22 protein-coding genes are annotated in these 21,207 nt (G+C 69.9%); 11 read left to right on the top strand and 11 right to left on the bottom strand.

Annotation, left to right across the window (positions count from 1 at the left end; genetic code table 11):
- Positions 1–21: 21 nt before the first annotated feature.
- A complete protein-coding gene (gene hutH / locus C8D81_RS07140; protein WP_133625776.1) occupies positions 22–1,578 on the bottom strand; it encodes a histidine ammonia-lyase in 1,557 nt (518 codons plus the stop codon).
- A gap of 356 nt (positions 1,579–1,934) precedes the next feature.
- On the opposite strand from hutH, the gene C8D81_RS07135 reads away from it, so the two are divergent.
- Positions 1,935–2,723, top strand: a complete 789-nt coding sequence (locus C8D81_RS07135) for an IclR family transcriptional regulator (protein WP_094433147.1) — start codon at positions 1,935–1,937, stop codon at positions 2,721–2,723.
- On the opposite strand, the gene C8D81_RS07130 is transcribed toward C8D81_RS07135, so the two are convergent.
- The gene (locus tag C8D81_RS07130) at positions 2,668–3,261 is read right to left on the bottom strand and encodes a mycothiol transferase (RefSeq protein ID WP_094433145.1); all 594 of its coding nucleotides are present in this window, start codon (positions 3,259–3,261) and stop codon (positions 2,668–2,670) included. The two genes, C8D81_RS07135 and C8D81_RS07130, sit on opposite strands and share 56 nt — an antisense overlap.
- 27 nt (positions 3,262–3,288) lie before the next feature.
- Entirely contained in the window at positions 3,289–3,843 is a 555-nt protein-coding gene (locus C8D81_RS07125) for a DinB family protein (protein ID WP_094432944.1), read from the bottom strand.
- A gap of 88 nt (positions 3,844–3,931) precedes the next feature.
- Between C8D81_RS07125 and C8D81_RS07120 the strand changes: the two genes are divergently transcribed.
- From C8D81_RS07120 to C8D81_RS07095, 6 genes are all read left to right on the top strand, one after another.
- Entirely contained in the window at positions 3,932–4,900 is a 969-nt protein-coding gene (locus C8D81_RS07120) for a helix-turn-helix transcriptional regulator (protein ID WP_094432941.1), read from the top strand.
- A gap of 66 nt (positions 4,901–4,966) precedes the next feature.
- Complete coding sequence (locus C8D81_RS07115) at positions 4,967–6,559, top strand: ABC-F family ATP-binding cassette domain-containing protein (protein WP_094360834.1); 1,593 nt, start codon at positions 4,967–4,969, stop codon at positions 6,557–6,559.
- Between the two features lie 52 nt (positions 6,560–6,611).
- Positions 6,612–7,889 (top strand): GNAT family N-acetyltransferase, encoded by a 1,278-nt coding sequence (locus C8D81_RS07110; RefSeq protein ID WP_094360832.1) that lies wholly within the window; start codon positions 6,612–6,614, stop codon positions 7,887–7,889.
- A gap of 82 nt (positions 7,890–7,971) precedes the next feature.
- On the top strand, positions 7,972–8,442 hold the full coding sequence (locus tag C8D81_RS21525) for a helix-turn-helix domain-containing protein (protein ID WP_229117798.1): 471 nt from the start codon (positions 7,972–7,974) through the stop codon (positions 8,440–8,442).
- Complete coding sequence (locus tag C8D81_RS07100; protein ID WP_094432938.1) at positions 8,439–10,301, top strand: ABC transporter ATP-binding protein; 1,863 nt, start codon at positions 8,439–8,441, stop codon at positions 10,299–10,301. The genes C8D81_RS21525 and C8D81_RS07100 overlap by 4 nt, the downstream gene beginning before the upstream one ends.
- A gap of 161 nt (positions 10,302–10,462) precedes the next feature.
- Positions 10,463–11,626 (top strand): MBL fold metallo-hydrolase, encoded by a 1,164-nt coding sequence (locus tag C8D81_RS07095; protein WP_133625775.1) that lies wholly within the window; start codon positions 10,463–10,465, stop codon positions 11,624–11,626.
- Between the two features lie 484 nt (positions 11,627–12,110).
- On the opposite strand, the gene C8D81_RS07090 is transcribed toward C8D81_RS07095, so the two are convergent.
- Genes C8D81_RS07090 through C8D81_RS21215 form a run of 4 tightly spaced genes read right to left on the bottom strand, consistent with a single transcriptional unit; the run spans position 12,111 to position 14,832 of the window.
- The gene (locus C8D81_RS07090) at positions 12,111–12,923 is read right to left on the bottom strand and encodes a putative RNA methyltransferase (RefSeq protein ID WP_133625774.1); all 813 of its coding nucleotides are present in this window, start codon (positions 12,921–12,923) and stop codon (positions 12,111–12,113) included.
- A gap of 2 nt (positions 12,924–12,925) precedes the next feature.
- A complete protein-coding gene (locus C8D81_RS07085; RefSeq protein ID WP_094403794.1) occupies positions 12,926–13,687 on the bottom strand; it encodes an SDR family oxidoreductase in 762 nt (253 codons plus the stop codon).
- Between the two features lie 23 nt (positions 13,688–13,710).
- The gene (locus tag C8D81_RS07080; protein WP_094432933.1) at positions 13,711–14,538 is read right to left on the bottom strand and encodes an SURF1 family cytochrome oxidase biogenesis protein; all 828 of its coding nucleotides are present in this window, start codon (positions 14,536–14,538) and stop codon (positions 13,711–13,713) included.
- A gap of 33 nt (positions 14,539–14,571) precedes the next feature.
- Complete coding sequence (locus C8D81_RS21215) at positions 14,572–14,832, bottom strand: DUF6457 domain-containing protein (RefSeq protein WP_094360820.1); 261 nt, start codon at positions 14,830–14,832, stop codon at positions 14,572–14,574.
- 142 nt (positions 14,833–14,974) lie between these two features.
- Between C8D81_RS21215 and moaA the strand changes: the two genes are divergently transcribed.
- The gene (moaA, locus tag C8D81_RS07070; RefSeq protein WP_094360818.1) at positions 14,975–15,991 is read left to right on the top strand and encodes a GTP 3',8-cyclase MoaA; all 1,017 of its coding nucleotides are present in this window, start codon (positions 14,975–14,977) and stop codon (positions 15,989–15,991) included.
- On the opposite strand, the gene C8D81_RS07065 is transcribed toward moaA, so the two are convergent.
- The gene (locus C8D81_RS07065) at positions 15,978–16,292 is read right to left on the bottom strand and encodes an antibiotic biosynthesis monooxygenase family protein (RefSeq protein ID WP_094432930.1); all 315 of its coding nucleotides are present in this window, start codon (positions 16,290–16,292) and stop codon (positions 15,978–15,980) included. The genes moaA and C8D81_RS07065 overlap by 14 nt on opposite strands.
- A gap of 81 nt (positions 16,293–16,373) precedes the next feature.
- On the opposite strand from C8D81_RS07065, the gene C8D81_RS07060 reads away from it, so the two are divergent.
- Entirely contained in the window at positions 16,374–17,699 is a 1,326-nt protein-coding gene (locus C8D81_RS07060) for an ATP-binding protein (RefSeq protein WP_094360814.1), read from the top strand.
- Between the two features lie 47 nt (positions 17,700–17,746).
- Here the strand turns inward: C8D81_RS07060 and C8D81_RS07055 are convergent, their stop codons facing one another.
- Complete coding sequence (locus tag C8D81_RS07055) at positions 17,747–18,124, bottom strand: DUF3099 domain-containing protein (protein WP_094432927.1); 378 nt, start codon at positions 18,122–18,124, stop codon at positions 17,747–17,749.
- 62 nt (positions 18,125–18,186) lie between these two features.
- On the opposite strand from C8D81_RS07055, the gene fabG reads away from it, so the two are divergent.
- A complete protein-coding gene (gene fabG / locus C8D81_RS07050) occupies positions 18,187–18,939 on the top strand; it encodes a 3-oxoacyl-[acyl-carrier-protein] reductase (RefSeq protein WP_094360810.1) in 753 nt (250 codons plus the stop codon).
- Positions 18,940–18,974: 35 nt separating this feature from the next.
- Positions 18,975–19,748 carry an enoyl-ACP reductase FabI gene (fabI, locus tag C8D81_RS07045; RefSeq protein WP_094432925.1) on the top strand — a complete coding sequence of 258 codons (774 nt, stop codon included), beginning with the start codon at positions 18,975–18,977 and terminating at the stop codon, positions 19,746–19,748.
- 3 nt (positions 19,749–19,751) lie between these two features.
- On the opposite strand, the gene C8D81_RS07040 is transcribed toward fabI, so the two are convergent.
- The gene (locus tag C8D81_RS07040) at positions 19,752–19,943 is read right to left on the bottom strand and encodes a helix-turn-helix domain-containing protein (RefSeq protein WP_267489594.1); all 192 of its coding nucleotides are present in this window, start codon (positions 19,941–19,943) and stop codon (positions 19,752–19,754) included.
- 63 nt (positions 19,944–20,006) lie between these two features.
- Positions 20,007–21,170: an MFS transporter gene (locus tag C8D81_RS07035; RefSeq protein WP_094432920.1), complete on the bottom strand. Its 1,164-nt coding sequence runs from the start codon at positions 21,168–21,170 to the stop codon at positions 20,007–20,009.
- Positions 21,171–21,207 lie beyond the last annotated feature (37 nt).

Genomic DNA, 21,207 nt, shown 5'->3' with positions numbered 1-21,207 from the left:
GGGGATCGCGGGTTCGGGTGATCAGAGCAGTGGGCCGGTGACGGTCTCGGCTGCGGTCAGCAGCGAACCGTCGCGGACCAGCGCCACGGTGGCCTCGAGCTGCGGGGCGAGGAAGACGTCGGGACCGGGCCCGGCGACCTGTTCACGGAGTACGCCGATCGCGGCGGCGGTGGCGGGGGAGGGCCGCAGCGGGGCGCGCAGGTCGATGCCGCGGGCTGCCGTGAGCACTTCCACGGCCAGCACCCGGGTCAGCAGGTCGATGCTGCGGCGCAGCTTACGGGCGGCCGACCAGCCCATCGACACGTGGTCCTCCTGCATCGCGCTGCTCGGGATCGAATCGACACTGGCCGGGGTGGCCAACCGCTTCGCCTCCGAGACCATCGCTGCCTGGGTGTACTGGGCGATCATCTGGCCGGAGTCGACGCCGGGATCGTCGGCCAGGAAGGGATTCAGGCCGTTGTTGCGGGCCCGGTCCAGGAAACGGTCGGTGCGCCGTTCGGAGATGCTGGCCAGATCGGCGACCGCGATCGCCAGGAAGTCGAGCACGTAACCCACCGGGGCGCCGTGGAAGTTGCCGTTGGATTCCACCCGGCCGTCCGGAGTGACGACCGGGTTGTCGATCGCGGCGGCCAGCTCCCGGCCCGCGACTGCGCTGGCGTGCTCGATGGTGTCCCGCACCGCACCGGCGACCTGCGGGGAGCAGCGCAGCGAGTAGGCGTCCTGGACCCGCGTGCAGGCGGCCGGATCGCGATGCGACTCACGGATCTCGGAGTTGGCGAGCAGGGCCCGGAGATTGGCGGCCGAGGTGGCCTGGCCGGGGTGGGGGCGGAGTGCCTGCAGGTCGGCGGCGAAGACATCGTCGGTGCCGAGCAGGCCCTCGACGCTCATCGCCGCGGCCAGGTCGGCGGTGCGGGCCATTCGGCGCAGATCGTGCAGCGCCAGCACCAGCATGCCGAGCATCCCGTCGGTGCCGTTGATCAGTGCCAGCCCCTCCTTCTCGGCCAGGGTGACCGGGGTGATGCCGGCTGCGGCCATCGCCTCGGCGGCCGGACGCCGGTTGCCGTCCCGGTCGCGTACCGGGCCCTCGCCCATCAGCGCCAGGGCACAGTGGGCGAGCGGGGCGAGATCCCCGGAGCAACCCAGCGATCCGTATTCGTGCACGACCGGGGTGATGCCCGCATTCAGCAGTGCAGCGAGGGTTTCCGCGGTCTCCAGGCGTACGCCGGTCCGTCCGGTGGCCAGGGTCGCCAGGCGCAGCAGCATCAGCGCACGGACGACCTCGGTCTCCACCTCCGGCCCGGAACCGGCGGCGTGGCTGCGGATCAGCGAACGTTGCAACTGGGTGCGCTGGTCCAGCGGGATGTGCCGGGTGGCGAGCGCCCCGAACCCGGTCGAGATGCCGTAGTGCGGAATCGGGTTGTCGGCCAGCCGCTCGATCACCGCACGGGTCTCGGCGATCGCGGTGCGGGCGCTCTCGCTGAGGCGGACCTCGGCACCCTCGCGCGCGATGGCCACCACCTCGGTCTCGGTCAGCGGCCCGGTGCCGAGTTCGACGGGGGAGATCTGCGTCTGCTGCATGCTCCCATCGAACCCCGTGCGGACCCCCGCGGCGACCACCGGAGACCGGTCTCTGTCTCATATCCGAGACACCCCACCTCCTCGAGCAGGTCGCGCAGCGACCGTGTCGAGAGGAGCCCACTGTCCGCTCATCTCGACACGCCGACCATTGCTCCGCTTCGCTGCGCATGGTCGGCTACTCGATGAGCGTGGGGGCAGCGACCGGGTGCTCCCGCTCCTCGAGCAGGTCGCGCAGCGACCGTGTCGAGAGGAGCCCGCTGTCCGCTCATCTCGACACGCCGACCATTGCTCCGCTTCGCTGCGCATGGTCGGCTACTCGATGAGCGTGGGCGGTATCGGCTGGCATGATCGGTCCCATGGTTGCCGCGCCCGCCGCCGATCAGGTGCTCGCCGTGCTGACGTTGCTGTCGCGGCACGGTGAACCGCTGCCGGCGTCCGCGATCGCCACCAGGCTGGGGATTCCGCGCTCCACCACCTATCGGCTGCTGGAGGCGTTGCAGGAGCACGGTTATGTGGTGCATCTCGCGGAGGAGCGCCGGTTCGGGCTCGGCGTGGCCGCGCACGAGCTCGGTCAGGCGTACACCCGCCAGGCGCCGCTGCAACGCCTGGCCCGCCCGATCATCGCCGCCCTGGTCCAGCAGACCGGGCAGAACGCCCATCTGGCGGTGCTGCACGGCATCGACGTGCTCTATCTGATCGAGGAACGGCACCCCGGCCGGCCGTCGCTGGTCACCGACGTCGGGGTGCGCCTGCCCGCGCACCTGACGGCCAGCGGCCTGGCCCTGCTGGCCGCGCTACCACGCCGGCAGGTCCGCGCGCTCTATCCCTCGGCCGCCGCCCTGGTCCGTCGGCACGGTGGCGGGGTGACCACGTTGACCGCATTGCGGGCCGAGTTGGCCGACATCCGCCAGCGCGGCCACGCGATCGAGATCGGCACCGTCACCCCGGAGTTCTCTTCGGTCGCGGTGGCGGCCACCGACCACACCGGTATGCCGGTCGCCTCCTTCGCCATCACCCACGATCGGGACGGTGTCGCAGCCGGCGAACTGGCCAGGTTGGTGAGCGCCACCGACCGGGCGGCGCGGGCGCTCAGCGAGCGGCTGGCTGGGCGGTTGCGTCCCGGTGCTCCGGACGCCACGGCTTGATGAAGTCGTTGCCGGGTCGTCCCTCGACGGCGAACAGCAGGGACATCGCCTGTGCCCCGTCGAGCTCCTCGCGGATGATGTCGGCGTGACCGGCGTGCCGGGCGAACTCGTCGATGTGGTGGGCGAGCAGCAGCCGCTGGCTCGCCCGAGCCGGTTCGGGCTGGTCGTCCCAGGGCTTGGGCCCGACCGTCACCTCGGCGCCCGGATCGAGTTCGCCGATCGCCTGCAGGTAACCGATTCTGGTCTCATCGAAGGCGGCCAGCAGCCCGTCGAGGGTCTCCTCCTCGGTCGCGGTGAAACTGCCGGTGAACTCCCCGGCAGCGGCCCGGAAATCGGCCGGCGGTGTGTATCCCGGCAACTGCTGGCGCATCACCCAGGTCGCGTGTTTGATGATCCCGGCGATGGAGAGCTGCGAGCGCAGCGGGCGGGAGCGGGCCTGCTCGTCGGTCAGCCCGTGAGCGGCGTTGCGGATGCCGGAGAGCATTTCGTCGATGTAGCCGACGAAGGTATGGGATTCGTCTAGGATGGCTGGGCGCATGGTCATTTCTCCTGTGTGGGTGTGGATTCAGCGATGTGCGTAGAGGTCGCGGAGCAGGGCGATCTCGGCTCCGTGGTGGATGAGTTCACGGTTGATGTGCAGCAGCAGGTCGATCATCGGCCGTTCGGCCCACGGACCCTCGGCCGCACCGACGGGGCGGCTGAGGTCGTCCTCGGTCAGGTCGCGCACCCCGGCGAGCCAGGTGGCGTACTGCTCATCGAGCTGTTGCAACGCCCCGTCGGCGGTCCAGGCGTACTGCCAGCCGACGTAGTCGGCCGGTGGGCCGCCGAAGTGGCTCGCGTTCCGGACCGCGAGTACGCCGACGATGACGTGCCCCAGCCGCCAGGCGATGGTGGTCACCGGGGCGGGATCGGGTTCGGGGTAGGCGAAGTCGATCTCCACCTCACCGCCACCGGCGGCCATCGGGGTGTGTCCGGTGCCCCTGGGGTGGATGGTCCAGCTCCCGGGCACCGGTTCCCAGCGGTATTCCTCGTCGGTGAGTCCCTCGAACCGGGGGCGGAGCTGGTTGGTCCAGTGCCAGTCGATCTGCTCGATGATCGCGGGCAGCGGCGGGGTCTGCATGGCGCCTCCTCGTTGTGGTTGGCCTGTGGGACCAGCCTCGCGGGTGTACAGGACAGATTCTGTCCGCTATCGGTGAGAAGCTCGGTGCATGGCGGAAACAACCTGGCGGGTCCTCACCCTGCTCAGCCTGCTCGAGTCCCGGGCCACCTGGTCGGGCCCGGAGCTGGCCGCGGAGCTCGGCGTGACCACCCGGACCATCCGGCGGGATGTGGAGCGGCTCCGGGAACTGGGCTATCCGGTGCACGGTGAACAGGGCACCGAGGGCGGCTACCGGCTCGGCCGCGGCCGACGGTTGCCACCGCTGGTGCTGGACGACGACGAGGCCGTCGCGGTCGCCCTCTGCCTGCGCGCCGGGGCCGCCGGGGTCCTGCTCGGGGTCGAGGAGCAGGCGCTGCGGGCCCTCACCAAGCTCGACCAGGTGCTGCCTGCGCGGCTGAGCGCCAAGGTGCATGCCATCGACGACGCGACCGCGGCCCTGCCCAGCGGCGCCGGCCCCCGGGTGGACACCGGGATGCTGACCCGGCTCGCGCACGGCTGCCAGCAGCGCGTGCGGGCCCGGCTCGGCTACACCGCGCGCAGCGGTGAGAGCAGCGAGCGGCACGTCGAGCCCTATCGACTGGTGACCACCGGGCGGCTCTGGTACCTGTTCTGCTTCGATCTGGACCGACAGGACTGGCGCACCTTCCGGCTGGACCGGATCACCGACCTGCACGTCACCACCTTCCGCTTCCGGCCTCGGCCCAGCCCGGACCCGGTCGCGCACGTCCGGCGCGCCTTCGCCAACCGTCCCGCCTGGGCGTACACCGTGACGGTCGTCTACGACGCTCCGCTGGACGCGGTGACCGCACGGATCCCGGCCCGGTACGCCGACTGCGCGACCATCCCCGACGGCCGGACGCAGGTGGTGGCCGGTGCCGACGAGCTCGAGCAGCTCGCGATGCACCTCGCCTGGGCCGCGATCGACCTCGATGCCGAGCTCGAGGTCATCGAACCAGCGGAGCTGCGCGTGGAGCTCCGTCGGCTCGCCGACCAGGTCGCTGGGTACGCGGGTCGGTGACCCGCCAGGTCCGCCGTCGGTGAAATCGATTTGGACCCGCCCGCCCGGTACGGGATCATTGCAGAAATGTTGAGTGTCAGGGATCTGGAGGTCCGCGCCGGGGCGCGGTTGTTGCTCTCCCCGGTGTCGTTCCAGGTGACCCCCGGTGACAAGATCGGCCTCGTCGGCCGCAACGGCGCCGGCAAGACCACGATGACCAAGATCCTTGCCGGTGAGGCCCAGCCCGCTGCCGGACAGGTCTCGCGCACCGGCAAGATCGGTTATCTGCCGCAGGACCCGAAGACCGGTGATCTCGATGTCCTGGCCCGGGACCGGATCCTGTCCGCGCGCGGACTGGACGGCATCCTGCGCCGGCTGGAGTCCTACTCCGAGCAGATGGGCGATCCGGAGACCCATGACAAGGCGATGGCCTCCTACACCCGCGCCGAGGCCGAGCTCACCGCGGCCGGCGGGTACGCCGCAGAGGCCGAGGCGGCCCGGATCTCGGCGAACCTCGGCCTGCCCGACCGGGTGTTGACCCAGCCGCTGCACACCCTCTCCGGCGGCCAGCGGCGCCGGGTCGAACTCGCCCGGATCCTCTTCTCCGACGCGGATTCGCTGCTGCTGGACGAACCGACCAACCACCTCGACGCCGACTCGATCACCTGGCTGCGCGGGTTCCTGCAGGGCTATCCCGGTTCGGTGCTGATGATCTCCCACGACACCGGCCTGCTCGATGCGACGGTCACCAAGGTTTTCCACCTGGACGCGAATCGCGCCGAGCTGGACATCTATTCGATGAACTGGAAGCGCTACCTGCAGCAGCGCGAGACCGACGAGAAGCGCCGCCGTCGGGAACGGCTGAATGCGGAGCGCAAGGCCGACCAGCTGCTCACCCAGGCCGCCAAGATGGGCGCCAAGGCGACCAAGGCCGTCGCGGCACAGAACATGGCCCGACGCGCGGAGAAGCTGCTCTCCGGGATCGAGGGCGAGCGGGTGCAGGACCGGGTGGCCCGGATCCGCTTCCCCGAACCGGCCTCCTGCGGCAAGACCCCGCTGATGGCCGAGGGACTGTCCAAGTCCTACGGTTCGCTGGAGGTCTTCACCGCCGTCGATCTGGCCATCGACCGCGGCAACAAGGTCGTGGTGATCGGCCTCAACGGTGCCGGAAAGACAACCCTGCTGAGGATTCTGGCCGGTGTCGAGGCACCGGACACCGGGGGAGTGGTACCCGGTCACGGGCTGCGGATCGGTTACTTCGCGCAGGAACACGACACCATCGACACCTCGCGTACCGTGCTGGAGAACATGGTCTCCTCCTCGCCCGACCTGAACGAGACCGAGGTGCGCAAGATCCTCGGTTCCTTCCTGTTCACCGGTGACGACGTGGACAAGCCGGCGCGGGTGCTCTCCGGTGGTGAGAAGACCCGACTGTCGCTGGCGATGCTGGTGGTCTCCGGTGCCAACGTGCTGCTGCTCGACGAGCCGACCAACAACCTCGACCCGGCCTCCCGCAACGAGGTGCTGGAGGCGATCCGCACCTACCAGGGCGCGGTCGTGCTGGTCACCCACGACGACGGCGCCGCCGAGGCCCTCGAACCCGACCGCGTGCTGCTGCTGCCCGACGGGGTGGAGGATCACTGGAACGCTGAATACGCGGAGTTGATCGAGCTGGCCTGAGGCCCGTTCGGCGCGTTCGTGCGCTCCACCCTCGGCCGGTAGGCTGTCCGGAATGGAGCTCGAGCACCGCACTTTCCGCACCACCTCGGACCAGATCGAGGACAACCCCGAATTCCGTGACTGGTGGCAGGCCGTCCATCTGGGATTCCATCAGGGGCTTGCCCAGAACGAGACGATCGAGTGGACGCTGCGGCAGAGCGTCGCCGACAACTGGCAGCTGCGCGGGGTCTACGACACCGACCTGCCCGCCGAGGCGCTCTCCGGCGACGTACCGATCGGCACCTTCGTCAGCTTCGAGAAGACCCTCAACGTCGGCGCCGGCAAGCTGCTGCCGATCCACCTGATCTCCGAGGTCACCGTCCGGCCGACCCATCGTCGCCGCGGGATTCTCCGCACGATGATGACCGAGGACCTCACCGGCGCCCGGGACGCCGGCCACTCCCTGGCCGCGCTGACCGCCACCGAGGCGACCATCTACGGCCGCTTCGGCTTCGGGCCGGCGACCTATCTGCAGCGGATCCGGGTCGACACCGGTCAGGACTTCCAGCTGCGCCATTCGACCACCGGCCGCGTCGAGCTGACCGATCAGGAGACGATGGGCCGGGTCGCGCCGGAGATCTACGCCCGCTTCCACGAGCGGGTCTACGGATCGATCGGCCGCAAGCATCTGTACGCCGAGGAGCGGGCCGGGCTCTTCGACCACAACGAGGAGAAGCGCAACCGCAAGGTCCGCAACTCCCTGCACTTCGACGAGCAGGGCCGCCCCGACGGCTTCGTCAGCTACAGCGTGAACGACACCGAGAGCGGCAAGATCACCATCAACGTGCTCGACCTCTGCGCGGTCGGCGGCCAGGCCGAACTGGCGCTGTGGGAATTCCTCGGCGCGATCGACCTGGTGCAGCAGGTCACCTGGCGCGAGGCACCGGTCGACCACTCGCTGAAGTGGGCGCTGGTGAACCAGCGCGGCTACCACGAGGAGTCGATGTCGGACCGGCTCTGGCTGCGGGTCCTCGACCCGATCGGCGCGCTGCAGGGCCGGGCGTACGCCTGTGGTGACCTCGGGTTGACGATGCAGATCGATGACCGGATGGGCCTGGCCGACGGGCGCTTCCAGGTGAGCGTCAGCGGCGGTGAGGCCACGGTCACCGCGACCGACGCCGAGCCCGACGTCCAGCTCGGCGCCGAGGAACTGGCCTCGCTCTACCTCGGCGGGGTGGATCCGGGGGCGCTCGCGGTCGCCGGCCGGGTGCGCGGCGATGAGGAGGCGATCGGCCGGTTGCGTTCGCTGTTCGCCGGCTTCGGCAGCCCCTGGACCAACACCATGTTCTGAGCTCCACCCACCCCGGCGTTTCGGAGCATCCGATAGAGTTCCCGGCGTACCCGGGGAGACGGCACGCTGACAGGAGGTAACGATGGCAGCGACCCCGCCGCCCTACGGCAAAGGAGCGCGAATCGTCGGTGCCGCGCGCACCGATCTCTCCGCCGCCCTCTGCCGTCGGTACGTGGCCGGGGAGTCGATCCGATCGATGGCCGCCGATGTGGGCCGCTCCTACGGGTTCGTGCAGGCCCTGCTGAAGGAGCAGGGCATCGTGCTGCGCTCGCGGGGCGGGGCCACCCGCGGAGCCGAGGCGATCGCCCGCCGCGAGGCGGTCCAGCAACAGGTGGAGCAGGTCCGCGCCGAGCTCGGCGACGGCGTACCGACCGCCACGATCGATGCCCCTGATGCCGCCGGACCGGAGCCGGTGAAGACGAAGAAGCTCAAGGGCGACAAGTCCGCAAAGCCCGGCAAGAAAGAGAAATCCGGGAAGAAGGACAAGAAGCCCGGCAAGAAGGACAAGTCCGCGAAGTCCAAGAAGGACAAGAAGGACAAGAAGTCTGGATGAGCAGTCCCGGTGGTGGACCCATGGGACCACTCGGCGGGATGCGTCGTGACCGCGCGGTGGTGCACCACGAGCTGGGTCAGGGTGTGGTTCGCCGGGTGCTCGGTTATGCCAGGCCGTACACCCGGCTGATCGTCGTCTTCCTGCTGCTGATCATCGCCGCCGCCGTGCTGGGGGTGCTGCCGCCGCTGCTGTTCAAGCAGATCATCGACGTCGGCGTGCTCGGCGGCAACGCGGCGGTGGTGGTCCGGCTGCCCCTGCTGGTCGCGCTGATCGCGGTGCTCGACGGGGTGCTGTCCCTGGTGCAGCGCTGGTGCTCGGCCCGGATCGGTGAGGGACTGATCCTCGACCTGCGCACCCAGGTGTTCGACCATGTCCAGTCGATGCCGATCGCCTTCTTCACCCGCACCCAGACCGGCAAGCTGGTCTCCCGGCTGAACACCGATGTGATCGGCGCTCAGCAGGCGTTCACCTCGATCCTGTCCACCTCGGTGTCCAACATCATCTCGCTCACCCTCACCCTGATCGCGATGCTGGTGCTGTCCTGGCAGCTCACCCTGGCTGCGCTGGTGCTGCTGCCGATCTTCCTGATCCCGGCACGGATCATGGGCGCGCGGTTGGCCGGGCTGACCCGGGAACAGATGACCTACAACGCCGACCTGTCGGCGACCATGACCGAGCGGTTCAGCGTCTCCGGGGCATTGCTGGTGAAGCTCTTCGGCCGCAGCGCCGCCGAGCACGACGCCTTCGCCGAGCGGGCCACAGCGATCCGCCAGGTCTCGGTACGGATCGCGATGAACACCCGCTTCTTCATGGTCGCGATGACGATGGTGGCCGCGTTGGCGACCGCGCTCGTCTACGGCGTCGGCGGCTGGCTGGCGATCGGCGGGTCCCTCTCGGTCGGTACGCTCACCGCGCTGGCCGGGTTGCTGGCCCGGCTCTACGGGCCGCTGACCCAGCTGACCAACCTGCGCGTCGATGTGATGAGCGCGCTGGTCAGCTTCGAGCGGGTCTTCGAGATCCTCGATCTCAAACCCTCGATCGCCGACGCCGCCGATGCCCGCGACTTCTCCGGACGGGCGAGCGTACGCTTCCGCGGCGTCGGCTTCCACTACCCGGACGCGGACGAGGTTTCGCTGTCCTCATTGGAATCCACGGCCCGGCCGGCGAGCAGCGAGGGCCAGCAGGTGCTCACCGGCATCGACTTCACCGCCGAGCCCGGGCACACCGTCGCCCTGGTCGGCCCATCCGGTGCCGGCAAGACGACGCTGACCCATCTGGTGGCCCGGCTCTACGACGTCACCGCCGGTGCGGTCGAGGTCGGTGGCGACGATGTGCGCGAGCTGACCCTGCAGTCGTTGCAGCAGTCGGTCGGATACGTCACCCAGGACGCGCACATGTTCCACGACACCATCGCGGCCAACCTCCGCTATGCGCGGCCGGAGGCCACCGATGAGCAGCTCTGGCAGGCACTGCGGGCGGCCCAGATCGATGGACTGGTGCACGAGCTCGCCGACGGTCTGGACACGGTGGTCGGGGAGCGCGGCTATCGGCTCTCCGGTGGTGAACGGCAGCGACTCGCGATCGCCCGGCTGCTGCTCAAGGCGCCGCCGATCGTGATCCTCGACGAAGCCACGGCCCATCTGGACTCCGAATCCGAGGCGGCCGTGCAGCGGGCACTGGACACCGCGATGACCGGGCGTACCTCGCTGGTGATCGCACACCGGTTGTCCACCGTCCGCGACGCCGACGAGATCCTGGTGCTGCGGCAGGGCCGGATCGTCGAGCGTGGCCGGCACCCCGACCTGCTGGCCGCCGAGGGGCTCTACGCCGAGTTGTATCGGACGCAGTTCGCCGAGTGACGCCCCGAGCGGTTTCGGCGGCCGAGCATCAACTGTCCACAATGCGTTCCGAGCGGTGAGACAGGGTTGAAAGTGGATATTGCCCTCGGGCCGCTCCTGCTTCGGTGACTGGACCCAGATCACCGGAATCCCCGCTGCGGCAGGGAGACGAGAGGAACCCGATGGACAACGACGTTCAGCACACATCGCTGCCCGATCCCGAGCCCGATCGACCCCTGCTGTCGGGGTGGGGGCGGCGCACCTTCCTGCGCACCGCATCGATCGGCGGCCTGGTCGCCGGGGTCGGTGTGCTCGGCAGCGCCTCGGCGTTCGCAGCGGAACCGGGCACCGGACCCAACCGGCCGTTCGGGAAGTTCGAACTGCTGCTGCTCGGCACCCAGGGCGGCCCGCCGCCCGAACCCGACCGGGCCGGCATCTCGAGCGTCCTGGTCGTCGATGGACGCAGTTATGTGATCGACTGCGGACGGACATCGGTCACCCAGTACAAGAAGTCCGGGCTGTCGTTCGACTCGCTCGAGGCGATCTTCCTGACCCATCTGCACATGGACCACCTGGCCGACTACTACAACTTCCTGGTGCTGGGCGGACTGCCGTCGAGTCAGAAGAACGACATGATCCGCTCCCAGATCCCGGTCTACGGACCGGGTCCGGCGGGCGGTCTGCCACCTGCCTACGGCGGTGGCGAGGTCGGCACGGTCAATCCGGAGAACCCGACCCCGGGGACGCGTGCCCTCACCGAATATCTCGACCAGGCCTTCGCCTACAGCACCAATGTTTTCATGCGTGACAACGCATTCCGCGACATCCGGGAACTGCGGCGCATCACCGAGATCATGCCGCCGGCCTCGGCGGGTGCGTCCGCGCTCGGTGACACCGCGCCCAGGATGCGGCCGTTCACGGTGATGGAGGACGACCGGATCCGGGTGACTGCGACCCTGGTGCCGCACGGGCCGATCTTCCCGGCGTACGCCTTCCGGTTCGACACCGACTACGGCTCGATCACCTTCTCCGGCGACACCCGGCGCAGCGAGAACCTGATCGAGTTGGCCCGGGGCAGCGACATCCTGGTGCACGAGGCCATCGGTGACCCGCGGAAGTTCGGCATGTCGGACGAGGCGCTGGAGCACATGCTGCAGTCACACGTCCTGGTGGACGAGTGCGGCCCGATCGCGCATCAGGCCGATGTGCCGCACCTGGTGTTCTCGCACCTCGTCGAGTGGGGCAAACCGGTGAACATCGGTGAGTGGACCCGGCTCGGCCGCAAGGGCTACAGCGGCAAGGTCACCGTCGGTCGCGATCTGGACCGGTTCGCGATCAGGCGCTGATCCGCGCCGGCCCGGTCTCGCGCTGCACCCGTACCCACCCCCACCACGCGATCCAGCGAACCGTCCGTGCAACTCCCTAGCCCTGCGGGGTGAGCTGGATGCACGCACGGTTCGCTGGATCGTCACCTCGGGTAGCGCGCCGGGTGATCCGGTTCGCGACGGCTTCACGACCACCGGCACTGGTGTCCGGGACCGTCCCACCTCCAGCGTGGCCTGCGAAATTTGCGGCTCGATCGCCGAATCGACCGATCTGGCACCGATTGGAAATCGAGCCGCAGATTTCGGTGGGGCCGAGCGGCGGGAGCTCGTGTTCGCGGGGTGTTCGCCGTAATCGGATGGTGGTCCGGTGCGCGGCTCCTGGGGTCCGATCTGGAGCTCGGCCGGGGCCCATCTCGACACGCTCGCTGCGCGAGCTGCTCGATGAGCGTGGTGGGTGTCGCTGCGCGAGCTGCTCGATGAGCGTGGTGGAGTGTCGCTGCGCGAGCTACTCGATGGGCGTGGGGGTGTGGCCGAAGATCGAGAGGCGTACCGAGACGGTCACGGTGGCGCGGTCGGGGACGGCGGGATCGCTGTGGTGGAAGGCATTCGGGCCCATCAGCACCAACCGACGCAGATCCTCCGCAGCCAGGGTGACCTCGAACTCCAGGGGCCGGGTGTCGAGCAGAGCGAGTTCCGGGGTCATGCTGCGCAGCAACCGCTCCTGTTTGCCGGCTTCGACCTCCAGCAGGCCCAGCTCGGTGCGCAGTTCGGCCAGGTGCCGCTCGGTGGGGGTGAGCACCAGCAACCGCCCCTCGGGTGCCAGCATCCGCGCGAAGTCGGTGGGATTGCGGGGCGCGAAGACGCAGAGCAGGGTGTCCGCGACGCCGTCGGCGACCGGGAGGCCGGCCCAGGTGTCCGCGACGATCGCCCCGGCCCGCGGCACCCGGGCGGCGCGCCGGCAGGCGTACGCCGACAGGTCGGCCGCGACGCCGCGCGCGTCGGACCCGAGCGCAGCCAACACCCCGGCCAGGTAGTGACCGGTGCCGGCGCCCGCCTCCACCACCCGCGACCCGACGGCCGCGTCGGCGAGCAGCTCCACCAGTGGCCGGAAAGGCCCACCGGCAAGGAAATCTGCGCGCGCGGCGACCATCTCGGCGGTATCGGCGTGCGCGGGGGCCGCGTGGCCGAGCAGATTCACATAACCCTGCCTGGCCAGATCGAAACGATGCCCGCCGGTGCACTCCAGCACCCGTTCGGTGACCCGCACCTGGTCCCGGCAGAGCGGGCAGCGGAGCAGGTCGGTGACCTCGGCGAGCACGGTCAGGGGGTTGCCAGGACGCCGCCGTCGACGGGGATCGTCGTCCCGCTGACGTATCCGGCGGCGGGGGAGAGCAGGAAACACGCGACCCGGCCGAACTCGGCAGGGTCGCCGATCCGGCCCAGCGGGATCCGGGCCGCGGTCTGCTGCCGCTGCCGGTCCGGATCGTCTGCCTGCTCCATCGACCATTGCAACCGTTCGGTGGCGATCGACCCCGGCATCAACCCGAAGAGCCGCACACCGCGCGGGCCGAGCTCGGCGGCGTACTGGCTGACCAGATTCGCCAGACCGGGCCGCAACCCGTTCGAGATCGTCAATCCCGGCAGCCAGACCTTCACCGAGGTGGACAGCACCAGGCCGATCGCGAGGTCATCGGCGGTACCGAGCTCGACCACCGCATCGATGGTGCGGATCGCGGCCAGGAAGACCGACTCGAACGCGGCCCGCCACTGGTCGTCGCTGTTCTCCAACGATTTCCCACCCGGCGGACCACCGACCGAGATCATCGCACCGTCGAGCCGGCCGAAGGTGTCCAGGGCCAACCGGCAGGCCTGCTCCGGGACCCCGGGCTCGGCCAGGTCAGCGGTCAGCGTGACCGCCCGATCCTCACCGAGCTGCGCCCGGCGCTCGGCCAACAGCTCCTCGCGGCGCGCCACCAGCACCACGCGGGCACCCTCGGCGACGAGTTGTTCGGCGGTGGCGAAGCCGAGGCCGGAGCTGGCGGCGGTGACCACGAAGACGCGGTCGGTGAGTCCGAGGTCCATGGGTTCGATCGTCCTTTCGGGGGTCAGCGGCTGCTGGCGTTCTCCTGCTGGCGTAGCGAATCCGGGTCCTCATCCGGTCGCGGATCGGTATCGGGGTCCGGGTCGGCGGCGGCCCGCTCCCGCGCGGCGCGCAGCTTGCGGCGGTCCCGGATGTCACCGCGGATCAGCACGACCAGGCCGACGACACCGATCACGGTGAACAGGAACCACTGGATCGCATAGGACAGGTGCGGGCCCTCGCCGAGGTCGGGCAGCGACAGCGGCTGCAGGCCGCCGGTCTGTTCGGGTTGCACGGTGATCGCCGACAGGTATCCGTTCACCACCGGATAGGGGAGCGCCTTGGCGATCGCGCCGGAGTTGATCAACCGGACCTGGTTGTTCACCGGATCGATCGCGGTGGACTTGCCCTGCTCGTCGCGACGGACGTGGCCGACCACCTCGACCGGACCCGTCGGCGCGGGCGGGAGGGTGTCGGGGATCCGTTGCCCCCGGGGCACCGGGATGAAGCCGCGGTCGACCAGCAGCACCTGACCGCTCTCGGTGCGCAGGGGGGTCACGATCTCGTACCCGGGCTCGGAATTGTTGGCCCGATAGCGCACCTGGAACTGCTGCGAGGTGTCGAAGGTGCCACGGACGCGGACCCGCTGCCACTGGTCGGCGTCGGTGATCCGCTTGGTGAAGACCTGCTCGAAATCCCGGACCGGGGCGGCATCGTTGGTGACCACGATGCGGTTCTGTTCGCGTCGTTCCTCGAGCCGACGCAACTGCCACTCACCGAGATTGACGAAGGTCACCGCCATCACGGTGGCGAACAGCAGCAGGGCGACCCACCGCAGCCACAACCTCTTCACCCGGCCACCCTACTCGCTGGCACTGCGGCGTACTCAGTCGTCGCCCGGTTCACCCATCGACTGGGCCAACTCGGTGGCCTTCGCGGCGGCGGCGCCCAGGCTCTCCCCGCGGCCGACGGAGACGCCGACCAGGAAGGCGGTCAGTGGAGCGGCGGGCCGGGTGATCTCGTGCGCCGCGTCGCGGGCCAGATCGAGCAGGATGTGCATCGACTCCTCATCGATCCGGTAGCCGTTGTCCAACTGGTCGCTGAGCGCGTCCAACCATTCCTGCAGGCCGACGGAGTCCTCGCCCATCGCTCTCCTCCGCTGTCTTCTCGCCGGTTCGGCGCCGTGGTCGCGCCGTTCAAGGTCCCAGCGATCATGACATGGGCCATCCGGCGGGCCGTCGGCGGCCCCGCCGCCGAGGCCCCGAGGTGCCCGCCCGTAGAATCGACCCATGGCTGAACGCACCCTGTTGCCGCTGGCGGATCGCCACGGTCGAGTCGCGACCGACCTGCGGGTCTCGTTGACCGACCGGTGCAACCTGCGTTGCACCTACTGCATGCCCGCCGAAGGCCTGCCCTGGTTGCCCAAGGACGAGATCCTGAGCAACGACGAACTGCTGCGATTGATCCGGATCGGCGTCGAGCGGCTCGGCATCACCACCGTGCGGCTGACCGGAGGTGAGCCGCTGCTGCGCCCCGACCTGGAGGATCTGGTCGCCGGCATCGCGGCCCTCGAACCGCGCCCCGGGATCGCCCTGACCAGCAACGGCATCGGCCTGGCCCGCCGTGCGGAGGGGCTGGCCGCCGCGGGACTGAACCGGGTGAACATCTCCCTGGACACCCTGCAGCCGGAGGTGTTCCGCCAGCTCAGTCGGCGCAACCGGCTCGGCGACGTGCTGGCCGGGGTCGCCGCCGCACGGCTGGTCGGGCTGGACCCGGTGAAGATCAACACCGTGCTGATGCGTGGGGTGAATCACACCGAGGCGGCGGACCTGGTCGCCTGGGCGATGAAGGAGGGCGTGCAGCTCCGATTCATCGAGCAGATGCCGCTGGATGCCCAGCATGGTTGGGATCGCAGCGAGATGGTCACCGCGGCCGAGGCGATGGAACTGGTCGCCGAGCGCTTCGAGCTGGCCGAGGACGCGGAGGTCGCGGCGGCGCGCGGTTCGGCCCCGGCGGAGTTGTTCCGCGTCGTCGGTACGCCGCATCAGGTCGGCTTCATCGCTGCGGTCACCCGGCCCTTCTGCGGCAACTGCGACCGGGTCCGGTTGACCGCCGACGGGCAGATCCGCAACTGCCTGTTCGCCCGCACCGAATCCGATCTGCGGGCCGCGCTGCGCTCCGGAGCCGAGGACGCCGAGATCGCCGAGCGCTGGCGGATCGCGGTGCTCGGCAAGCTGCCCGGCCATGGCATCGACGATCCGAGCTTCCTGCAGCCGGATCGCCCGATGAGCGCTATCGGCGGATGAGTTCGGTGAAGTGGTCGACGGCGGGCACCGGATCGTAGAAGTGGTGCAGTGCCGCGCGCCAGAGCTGGTAGTCCGCGGACTCCCGGAAGCCGACCGTGTGATCGGTGAGCCGATCCCACTCGACCTGCAGCAGATACTCGTTCGGCCGCTCGACGCAGCGCGACAGGCGCAGCGTCCGGAAACCCCGCTGGCGTTCGATGATCGGCACCGCCTCGGCGAACGCCCGCTCGAACTCGGTCTCCCGTCCGGGGCGTACCGGCAGGATCACCGATTCCAGGCAGTCGGTCCGCGGGGTGGTCATGGCGGCACGCTATCGAGATGGGTGACAACCCCACCGAATGAGTTATAACTTGGGCAGAGTTATAAGGCGATTGGTGGTGTGATGCGAACCCAGCTGTATCGCTCCGGGGCGGGGCTGATGCCGCCCGAACTGGCCGGCCGCGATGACGAGCTGCGCGGCTGGCGGCTCGCCCTCAACGATGCCCGGGTGGTCGGGAGGTTCGCCGGCGGGGACCGCGTCTGGACCGGGCTGCGCGGGGTCGGCAAGTCGGTGCTGCTGCGCCGGATGGCCGACGACGCGCGCGCCCACCACTTCGAGGTGCTGGCACTGCAGGGCGACCAGTCCTCGGCGCTGGTCCGGGCGATCCAGGTGAGCGCCAGCACCCGCGCGGAGAAGGGGATCGGGGCCTGGGGTCGGGCCGCCAAGGCACTCGGCCGGATCACCGCGGTCTCCGCCCAGGGGCCGGTCGGGATCAAGGCCCAGGTCGACTTCGCCGGGCGTACGCCGCCCGATCCGGATCAGGTGCACCCGGCGGCCGTCGCCGAGGTGCTGGCCGACCTGGCGACCGCACTGCGTGACCACGCCGGTGGTGGCCTGGTGCTGATGGTCGACGAACTGCAGATGTCGCGGCCCGACGACCTGCGCACCCTCGGCGGCGTACTCAACCACCTCAATCAGCATCTCGATCAGGCGCCGATCCTGTTCGTCGGCGCCGGGCTGCCGAACCTGCGGGACCGGATGGTCGGCCCGGATGCGGACCATCCGCTGATCACCAATCCCGAACGGCTCTTCCGCTTCCACCACCTGCCGGCGCATCTCGACGCGGACGCCGCGCGGGACGCGCTGATCAAACCCGCACTGCGGATCGGGTCCGGCTGGGAACCCGAGGCGGTGGAGCTCGTGCTGAAACGGACGATGCGCTATCCCGCGCATCTGCAGGCGTACGCCGACCTGGCCTGGCAGCGCGGCGCCGGCACCGCACCGGTCACCGGTACCGATGTCGCCGACGCCACCGGGGACGCGGAACTGTTCATCGCCGAGCAGTACCTGGCGCCGCGCTGGAATCGGCTCAGCGACCGGCAGCGGGAATACCTCACCGCACTCGCGGTCTGCGAGGGGCGCGCCGGTTCCGGTGAGGTGGCCGCGGTGCTGGGGCGTCGGGTGGGGGAGGTGAGCTCCTTCCGTGAGGCGCTGATGACCCGCGGTGAGATCTTCGACCCGGCGTACGGCACCGTCGAGCTGACCATGCCGGCGATGCGGGAGTTCGCGCTGCGGCACTATCCGCAGGCCCGTACCCGGGCCGAGGTCGACCTGGTCGCGCCGAAGGTGATGGTCGCCAACCGCACGCAGTGGCTGGCCGAGCGGGCCGAGAAGCGTGGCGAGGTCCCCGAGGAGTTTCCGCCGGAACTGCTGCGCCGCGACGAATGACCCCCGGCACGTTCCCTGAGCGAGGAGCGCAGCGACGAGTCGAAGGGTCAGCGGTCGTCGTCCACCACTTCGCCCGGTACGACCTCGGTGGAGCGTTCGGGCAGCGCGGGACGATCGGTGTCCGGCAGCGGGGCTGCGCGACTGCCCTCACCGCGCTTGTCGATGACGTTGGCCAGCATCACCGCGATCGCGGGCAGGAACGCCGCCCCGACCAGCAGCACCCAGCGCCCCACACCGCCGATGAAGATCATCCCGATGAAGCAGGCGACGCGGATTCCCATGGTGAGCAGGTAGCGACGCTCCCGGGCCGACAGATCCGAGGACCGGCCCGGACGCACGCTGGTGATCACCGCCTGGGCGCCCCGGGACCGACCGCCGTGCGGGCCCACTCGCGTCGCGCCGTTGCCGGCTCCTGCAGTTGCCATCGCGCCAGCATACGCTGGGGCCTTCCGCCGCGCGCATTCCGATCTGTGGCAGGGTTGGGCGCATGACTGCGCAGCCAGAATCCGCCTCGGAATCCGTACGCCCCCAGGCGCCTTCGCGTTCGGTGCTGGTGACCGGCGGCAACAAGGGCATCGGCCGGGCGATCGCCGAACGACTGGCGGCTGCCGGCCACAAGGTCGCCGCCACCTATCGCAGCGGTGAGGTCCCCGACGGGGTGCTCGGTGTGCAGTGCGATGTCACCGACCCCGAGCAGGTCGAGGCGGCGTTCAAGCAGGTCGAGGAGACCAACGGGCCCGTCGAGGTGCTGGTCGCGAACGCCGGGGTGACCGCCGACAACCTGATGATGCGCATCAAGGACGAGGACTGGGACAAGGTCATCGACACCAACCTCGGCGGCAGCTTCCGGGTCGCGCGGCGGGCGGCGCGGCCGATGACCCGGAACCGGTTCGGCCGGATCATCTTCATCTCCTCGGTGGTCGGACTGCTCGGCTCCGCGGGCCAGGTCAACTACGCCGCCTCCAAGGCCGGGCTGGTCGGGATGGCCCGCTCGATCGCCCGCGAGCTCGGCTCCCGCAACATCACCGCGAATGTGATCGCCCCCGGCTTCATCGAGACCGACATGACCGCGGCGCTGTCCGAGGACCAGGTCAAGGCCTACCAGCAGCAGATCCCGCTCGGTCGGCTCGGCCAGGTCGACGACATCGCCGCCACCATCGAGTTCCTGGCCTCCGACTCCGCGGGTTACATCACCGGTGCGGTGATCCCCGTCGACGGCGGCCTCGGCATGGGGCACTGAGGACCACCGGCGGATCGGCAGAAAGGCAAGCAGACATGGGAATTCTCGAGGGCAAGAACATTCTGGTGGCGGGCGTCACCCACAACACCTCGATCGGTTACGAGGTCGCACGGATCGCGCAGGCCGAGGGGGCGACGGTCGCGGTCTCCAACTTCGGCAGGGCGATGAGCCTGACCCGTCGGGTGATCCAGAAGCTCGACCCGGTACCGGCGCTGCTCGAGCTCGACGTCACCGACGAGGAGCACCTGAAGCGGCTGCCGGGATCCCTGCGCGCAGAGGGATTCGAGCGGCTCGACGGTGTGGTGCACTCGATCGCCTTCGCCAACCCGGAGACCGCCCTGGGGGGCAAGTTCCTGAGCACCCCGGCCGCCGACGTCGCCGCCGCGGTCGAGGTGTCGGCGTACTCGCTGATGTCGCTCGCGATGGCCTGCAAGCCTCTCTACGGCGAGCAGGCCTCGGTGGTCGGGTTGACCTTCGACGCCACCGTCTCCTGGCCGGCGTACGACTGGATGGGGGTGGCCAAGGCCGCGCTGGAATCCACCAACCGCTACCTCGCCCGCTACCTGGGGGCGGAGGGCGTACGCTCCAACCTGGTCGCGGCCGGGCCGCTGGAAACCCTTGCCAAGAAGGCGATCCCGGGGGCGAACGAGTTCAACGACATCTGGGGTGAGCGGGCCCCGCTCGGCTGGGATCCCAAGAGCAACGAGCCGACCGCCCGCGCCGTGGTCGCCCTGCTCAGCGACTGGTTCCCGGCCACCACCGGGGAGATCGTGCACGTCGACGGCGGCCTGCACGCGATGGGTGCCTGAGCCTCAGGCCGCGGCCAGGGCGGCGGCGAGCCGTCGCGTGACCGGTGCGCCGATCCGCTGTCTGGCAACGATCGGAAATCCCAGCTCCTGTTCGAGGCGCCGCAACTGACCGGCGACGGCCGGCTGGGACAGGCCGAGGGCCTGGGCGGCGCGGCGGACCCCGCCGAAGGAGGCGACGGCGACCACCGCGCGCAGAGCATCCGGGTCGAGTGTGCAGATCAGCTGTTCGGTCGGCCGAGATCTCAGGACCGGTCCAGCTCACCGCCGCACAGCATGCATCCGTGCGGGACGGAAGCTCGCGCTGAGGAAGGCCAGCAGGAGCAGGCCCGCGGCTGCTGCTGGGATCCAGCCGACCCCCGGTCCGTCGGCGAGCAGACCGCCGAGGGCGGCGGCCGCGGCGGTGCCGAGATAGAGGCCGCTGATGTTCAACGAGACCGCGGTCATCGGCGCGTCCGGGGCGGCTTCCATCGTGCTGGCCTGCAGGGGTGGATTCAGCGCCCAGGCGAACACCGACCAGAGTCCGATCCCGACGAGCAGGGCCGGCAGCGGGCTCGCGATCCCAACCAGGACAGCGATTCCGGCCAGGACCACGGCGTGCCCGCCGATCACTGCGAGTCGTGCTGAGCGGCCGCCGAATCGGTCGGCCAGCCAGCCGCCGAAGAACGCCGACGGTACCCCGACCAGGCCGACCTCGAGGAGCACCCAGGGAATCGCGGACTCGTCTGCCCCGGCGCGCAGCAGCAGCGGTGCCAGATAGGTGTAGAACATCAGCCCGCCCGCACCGCAGAGGAATACCGCCAGCACCAGGCGTACCACCGCAGGGCGGCGCAGCGGCGCGAGTCGCGCCGCCAGCCCCAGCCGAGGCGACCCCGGCAGCCGCGGCATGGTGAGCGCCAGCAGGCATCCCGCCGCTGCGCCAACGATCGCCACCAGCACGAAGGTCGCGCGCCAGCCCCAGTGACCACCGGCCCAGGCCCCGGCCGGTACCCCGGTGAAGAGTGCGGTGGTCAGTCCCGCCGTGACCATCGACAGATAACGACCCGCCTGGCCCTCGGGTGCGCCCTGGGCCGCCGCCGCGAACGCGGTCGAGGAGACGACGGCGGCTGCGAGACCGGCCAGTATCCGCAACGCCATCAGCGTTCCGTAACCCGGTGCGACCGCGGCCAGTGCATTGGCGAGCACGAAGACGGCGAGCCCGCCGAACAGGACGCGGCGGCGAGGCAGTGGGTCGAAAAGAACGCCCAGGACGGGCGCCCCGAGGGCGAACGCCAGGGCGAAGGCGGTGACGAGTTGGCCGGTGGCGCCGACCGGTACGCCGAGGTCGGTGCTGATCTGTGGCAGCACGCCGGCGATCACGTACTCATCGGTGCCGAGGGCGAGGGTGGCCAGGAACAGGCCGAGGGTCCAGGTGGGGTGGCGCATGATTTCGAATCCTTTGTTCGTTGTTCGTCGAACATCG

Origin of the sequence: Enemella evansiae, from assembly GCF_004362375.1 — a bacterium.
In the GTDB taxonomy this organism is placed as follows: domain Bacteria; phylum Actinomycetota; class Actinomycetes; order Propionibacteriales; family Propionibacteriaceae; genus Enemella; species Enemella evansiae.
The sequence above is the reverse complement of the archived record's forward strand: the minus strand, read 5'-3'. Positions and strand labels throughout refer to the sequence as shown.

Coding starts and splice junctions, on each gene's coding strand:
- C8D81_RS07035 (WP_094432920.1), bottom strand. CDS start 21,170: ATGCGCCACCCCACCTGGACCCTCGGCCTGTTCCTGGCCACCCTCGCC.
- C8D81_RS07110 (WP_094360832.1), top strand. CDS start 6,612: ATGGAGCTCGAGCACCGCACTTTCCGCACCACCTCGGACCAGATCGAG.
- fabG (WP_094360810.1), top strand. CDS start 18,187: ATGACTGCGCAGCCAGAATCCGCCTCGGAATCCGTACGCCCCCAGGCG.
- C8D81_RS07100 (WP_094432938.1), top strand. CDS start 8,439: ATGAGCAGTCCCGGTGGTGGACCCATGGGACCACTCGGCGGGATGCGT.
- C8D81_RS07085 (WP_094403794.1), bottom strand. CDS start 13,687: ATGGACCTCGGACTCACCGACCGCGTCTTCGTGGTCACCGCCGCCAGC.
- moaA (WP_094360818.1), top strand. CDS start 14,975: ATGGCTGAACGCACCCTGTTGCCGCTGGCGGATCGCCACGGTCGAGTC.
- hutH (WP_133625776.1), bottom strand. CDS start 1,578: ATGCAGCAGACGCAGATCTCCCCCGTCGAACTCGGCACCGGGCCGCTG.
- C8D81_RS07125 (WP_094432944.1), bottom strand. CDS start 3,843: ATGCAGACCCCGCCGCTGCCCGCGATCATCGAGCAGATCGACTGGCAC.
- C8D81_RS07095 (WP_133625775.1), top strand. CDS start 10,463: ATGGACAACGACGTTCAGCACACATCGCTGCCCGATCCCGAGCCCGAT.
- C8D81_RS21525 (WP_229117798.1), top strand. CDS start 7,972: ATGGCAGCGACCCCGCCGCCCTACGGCAAAGGAGCGCGAATCGTCGGT.
- C8D81_RS07060 (WP_094360814.1), top strand. CDS start 16,374: ATGCGAACCCAGCTGTATCGCTCCGGGGCGGGGCTGATGCCGCCCGAA.
- C8D81_RS07120 (WP_094432941.1), top strand. CDS start 3,932: ATGGCGGAAACAACCTGGCGGGTCCTCACCCTGCTCAGCCTGCTCGAG.
- C8D81_RS07135 (WP_094433147.1), top strand. CDS start 1,935: ATGGTTGCCGCGCCCGCCGCCGATCAGGTGCTCGCCGTGCTGACGTTG.
- C8D81_RS21215 (WP_094360820.1), bottom strand. CDS start 14,832: ATGGGCGAGGACTCCGTCGGCCTGCAGGAATGGTTGGACGCGCTCAGC.
- fabI (WP_094432925.1), top strand. CDS start 18,975: ATGGGAATTCTCGAGGGCAAGAACATTCTGGTGGCGGGCGTCACCCAC.
- C8D81_RS07115 (WP_094360834.1), top strand. CDS start 4,967: ATGTTGAGTGTCAGGGATCTGGAGGTCCGCGCCGGGGCGCGGTTGTTG.
- C8D81_RS07065 (WP_094432930.1), bottom strand. CDS start 16,292: ATGACCACCCCGCGGACCGACTGCCTGGAATCGGTGATCCTGCCGGTA.
- C8D81_RS07055 (WP_094432927.1), bottom strand. CDS start 18,124: ATGGCAACTGCAGGAGCCGGCAACGGCGCGACGCGAGTGGGCCCGCAC.
- C8D81_RS07130 (WP_094433145.1), bottom strand. CDS start 3,261: ATGCGCCCAGCCATCCTAGACGAATCCCATACCTTCGTCGGCTACATC.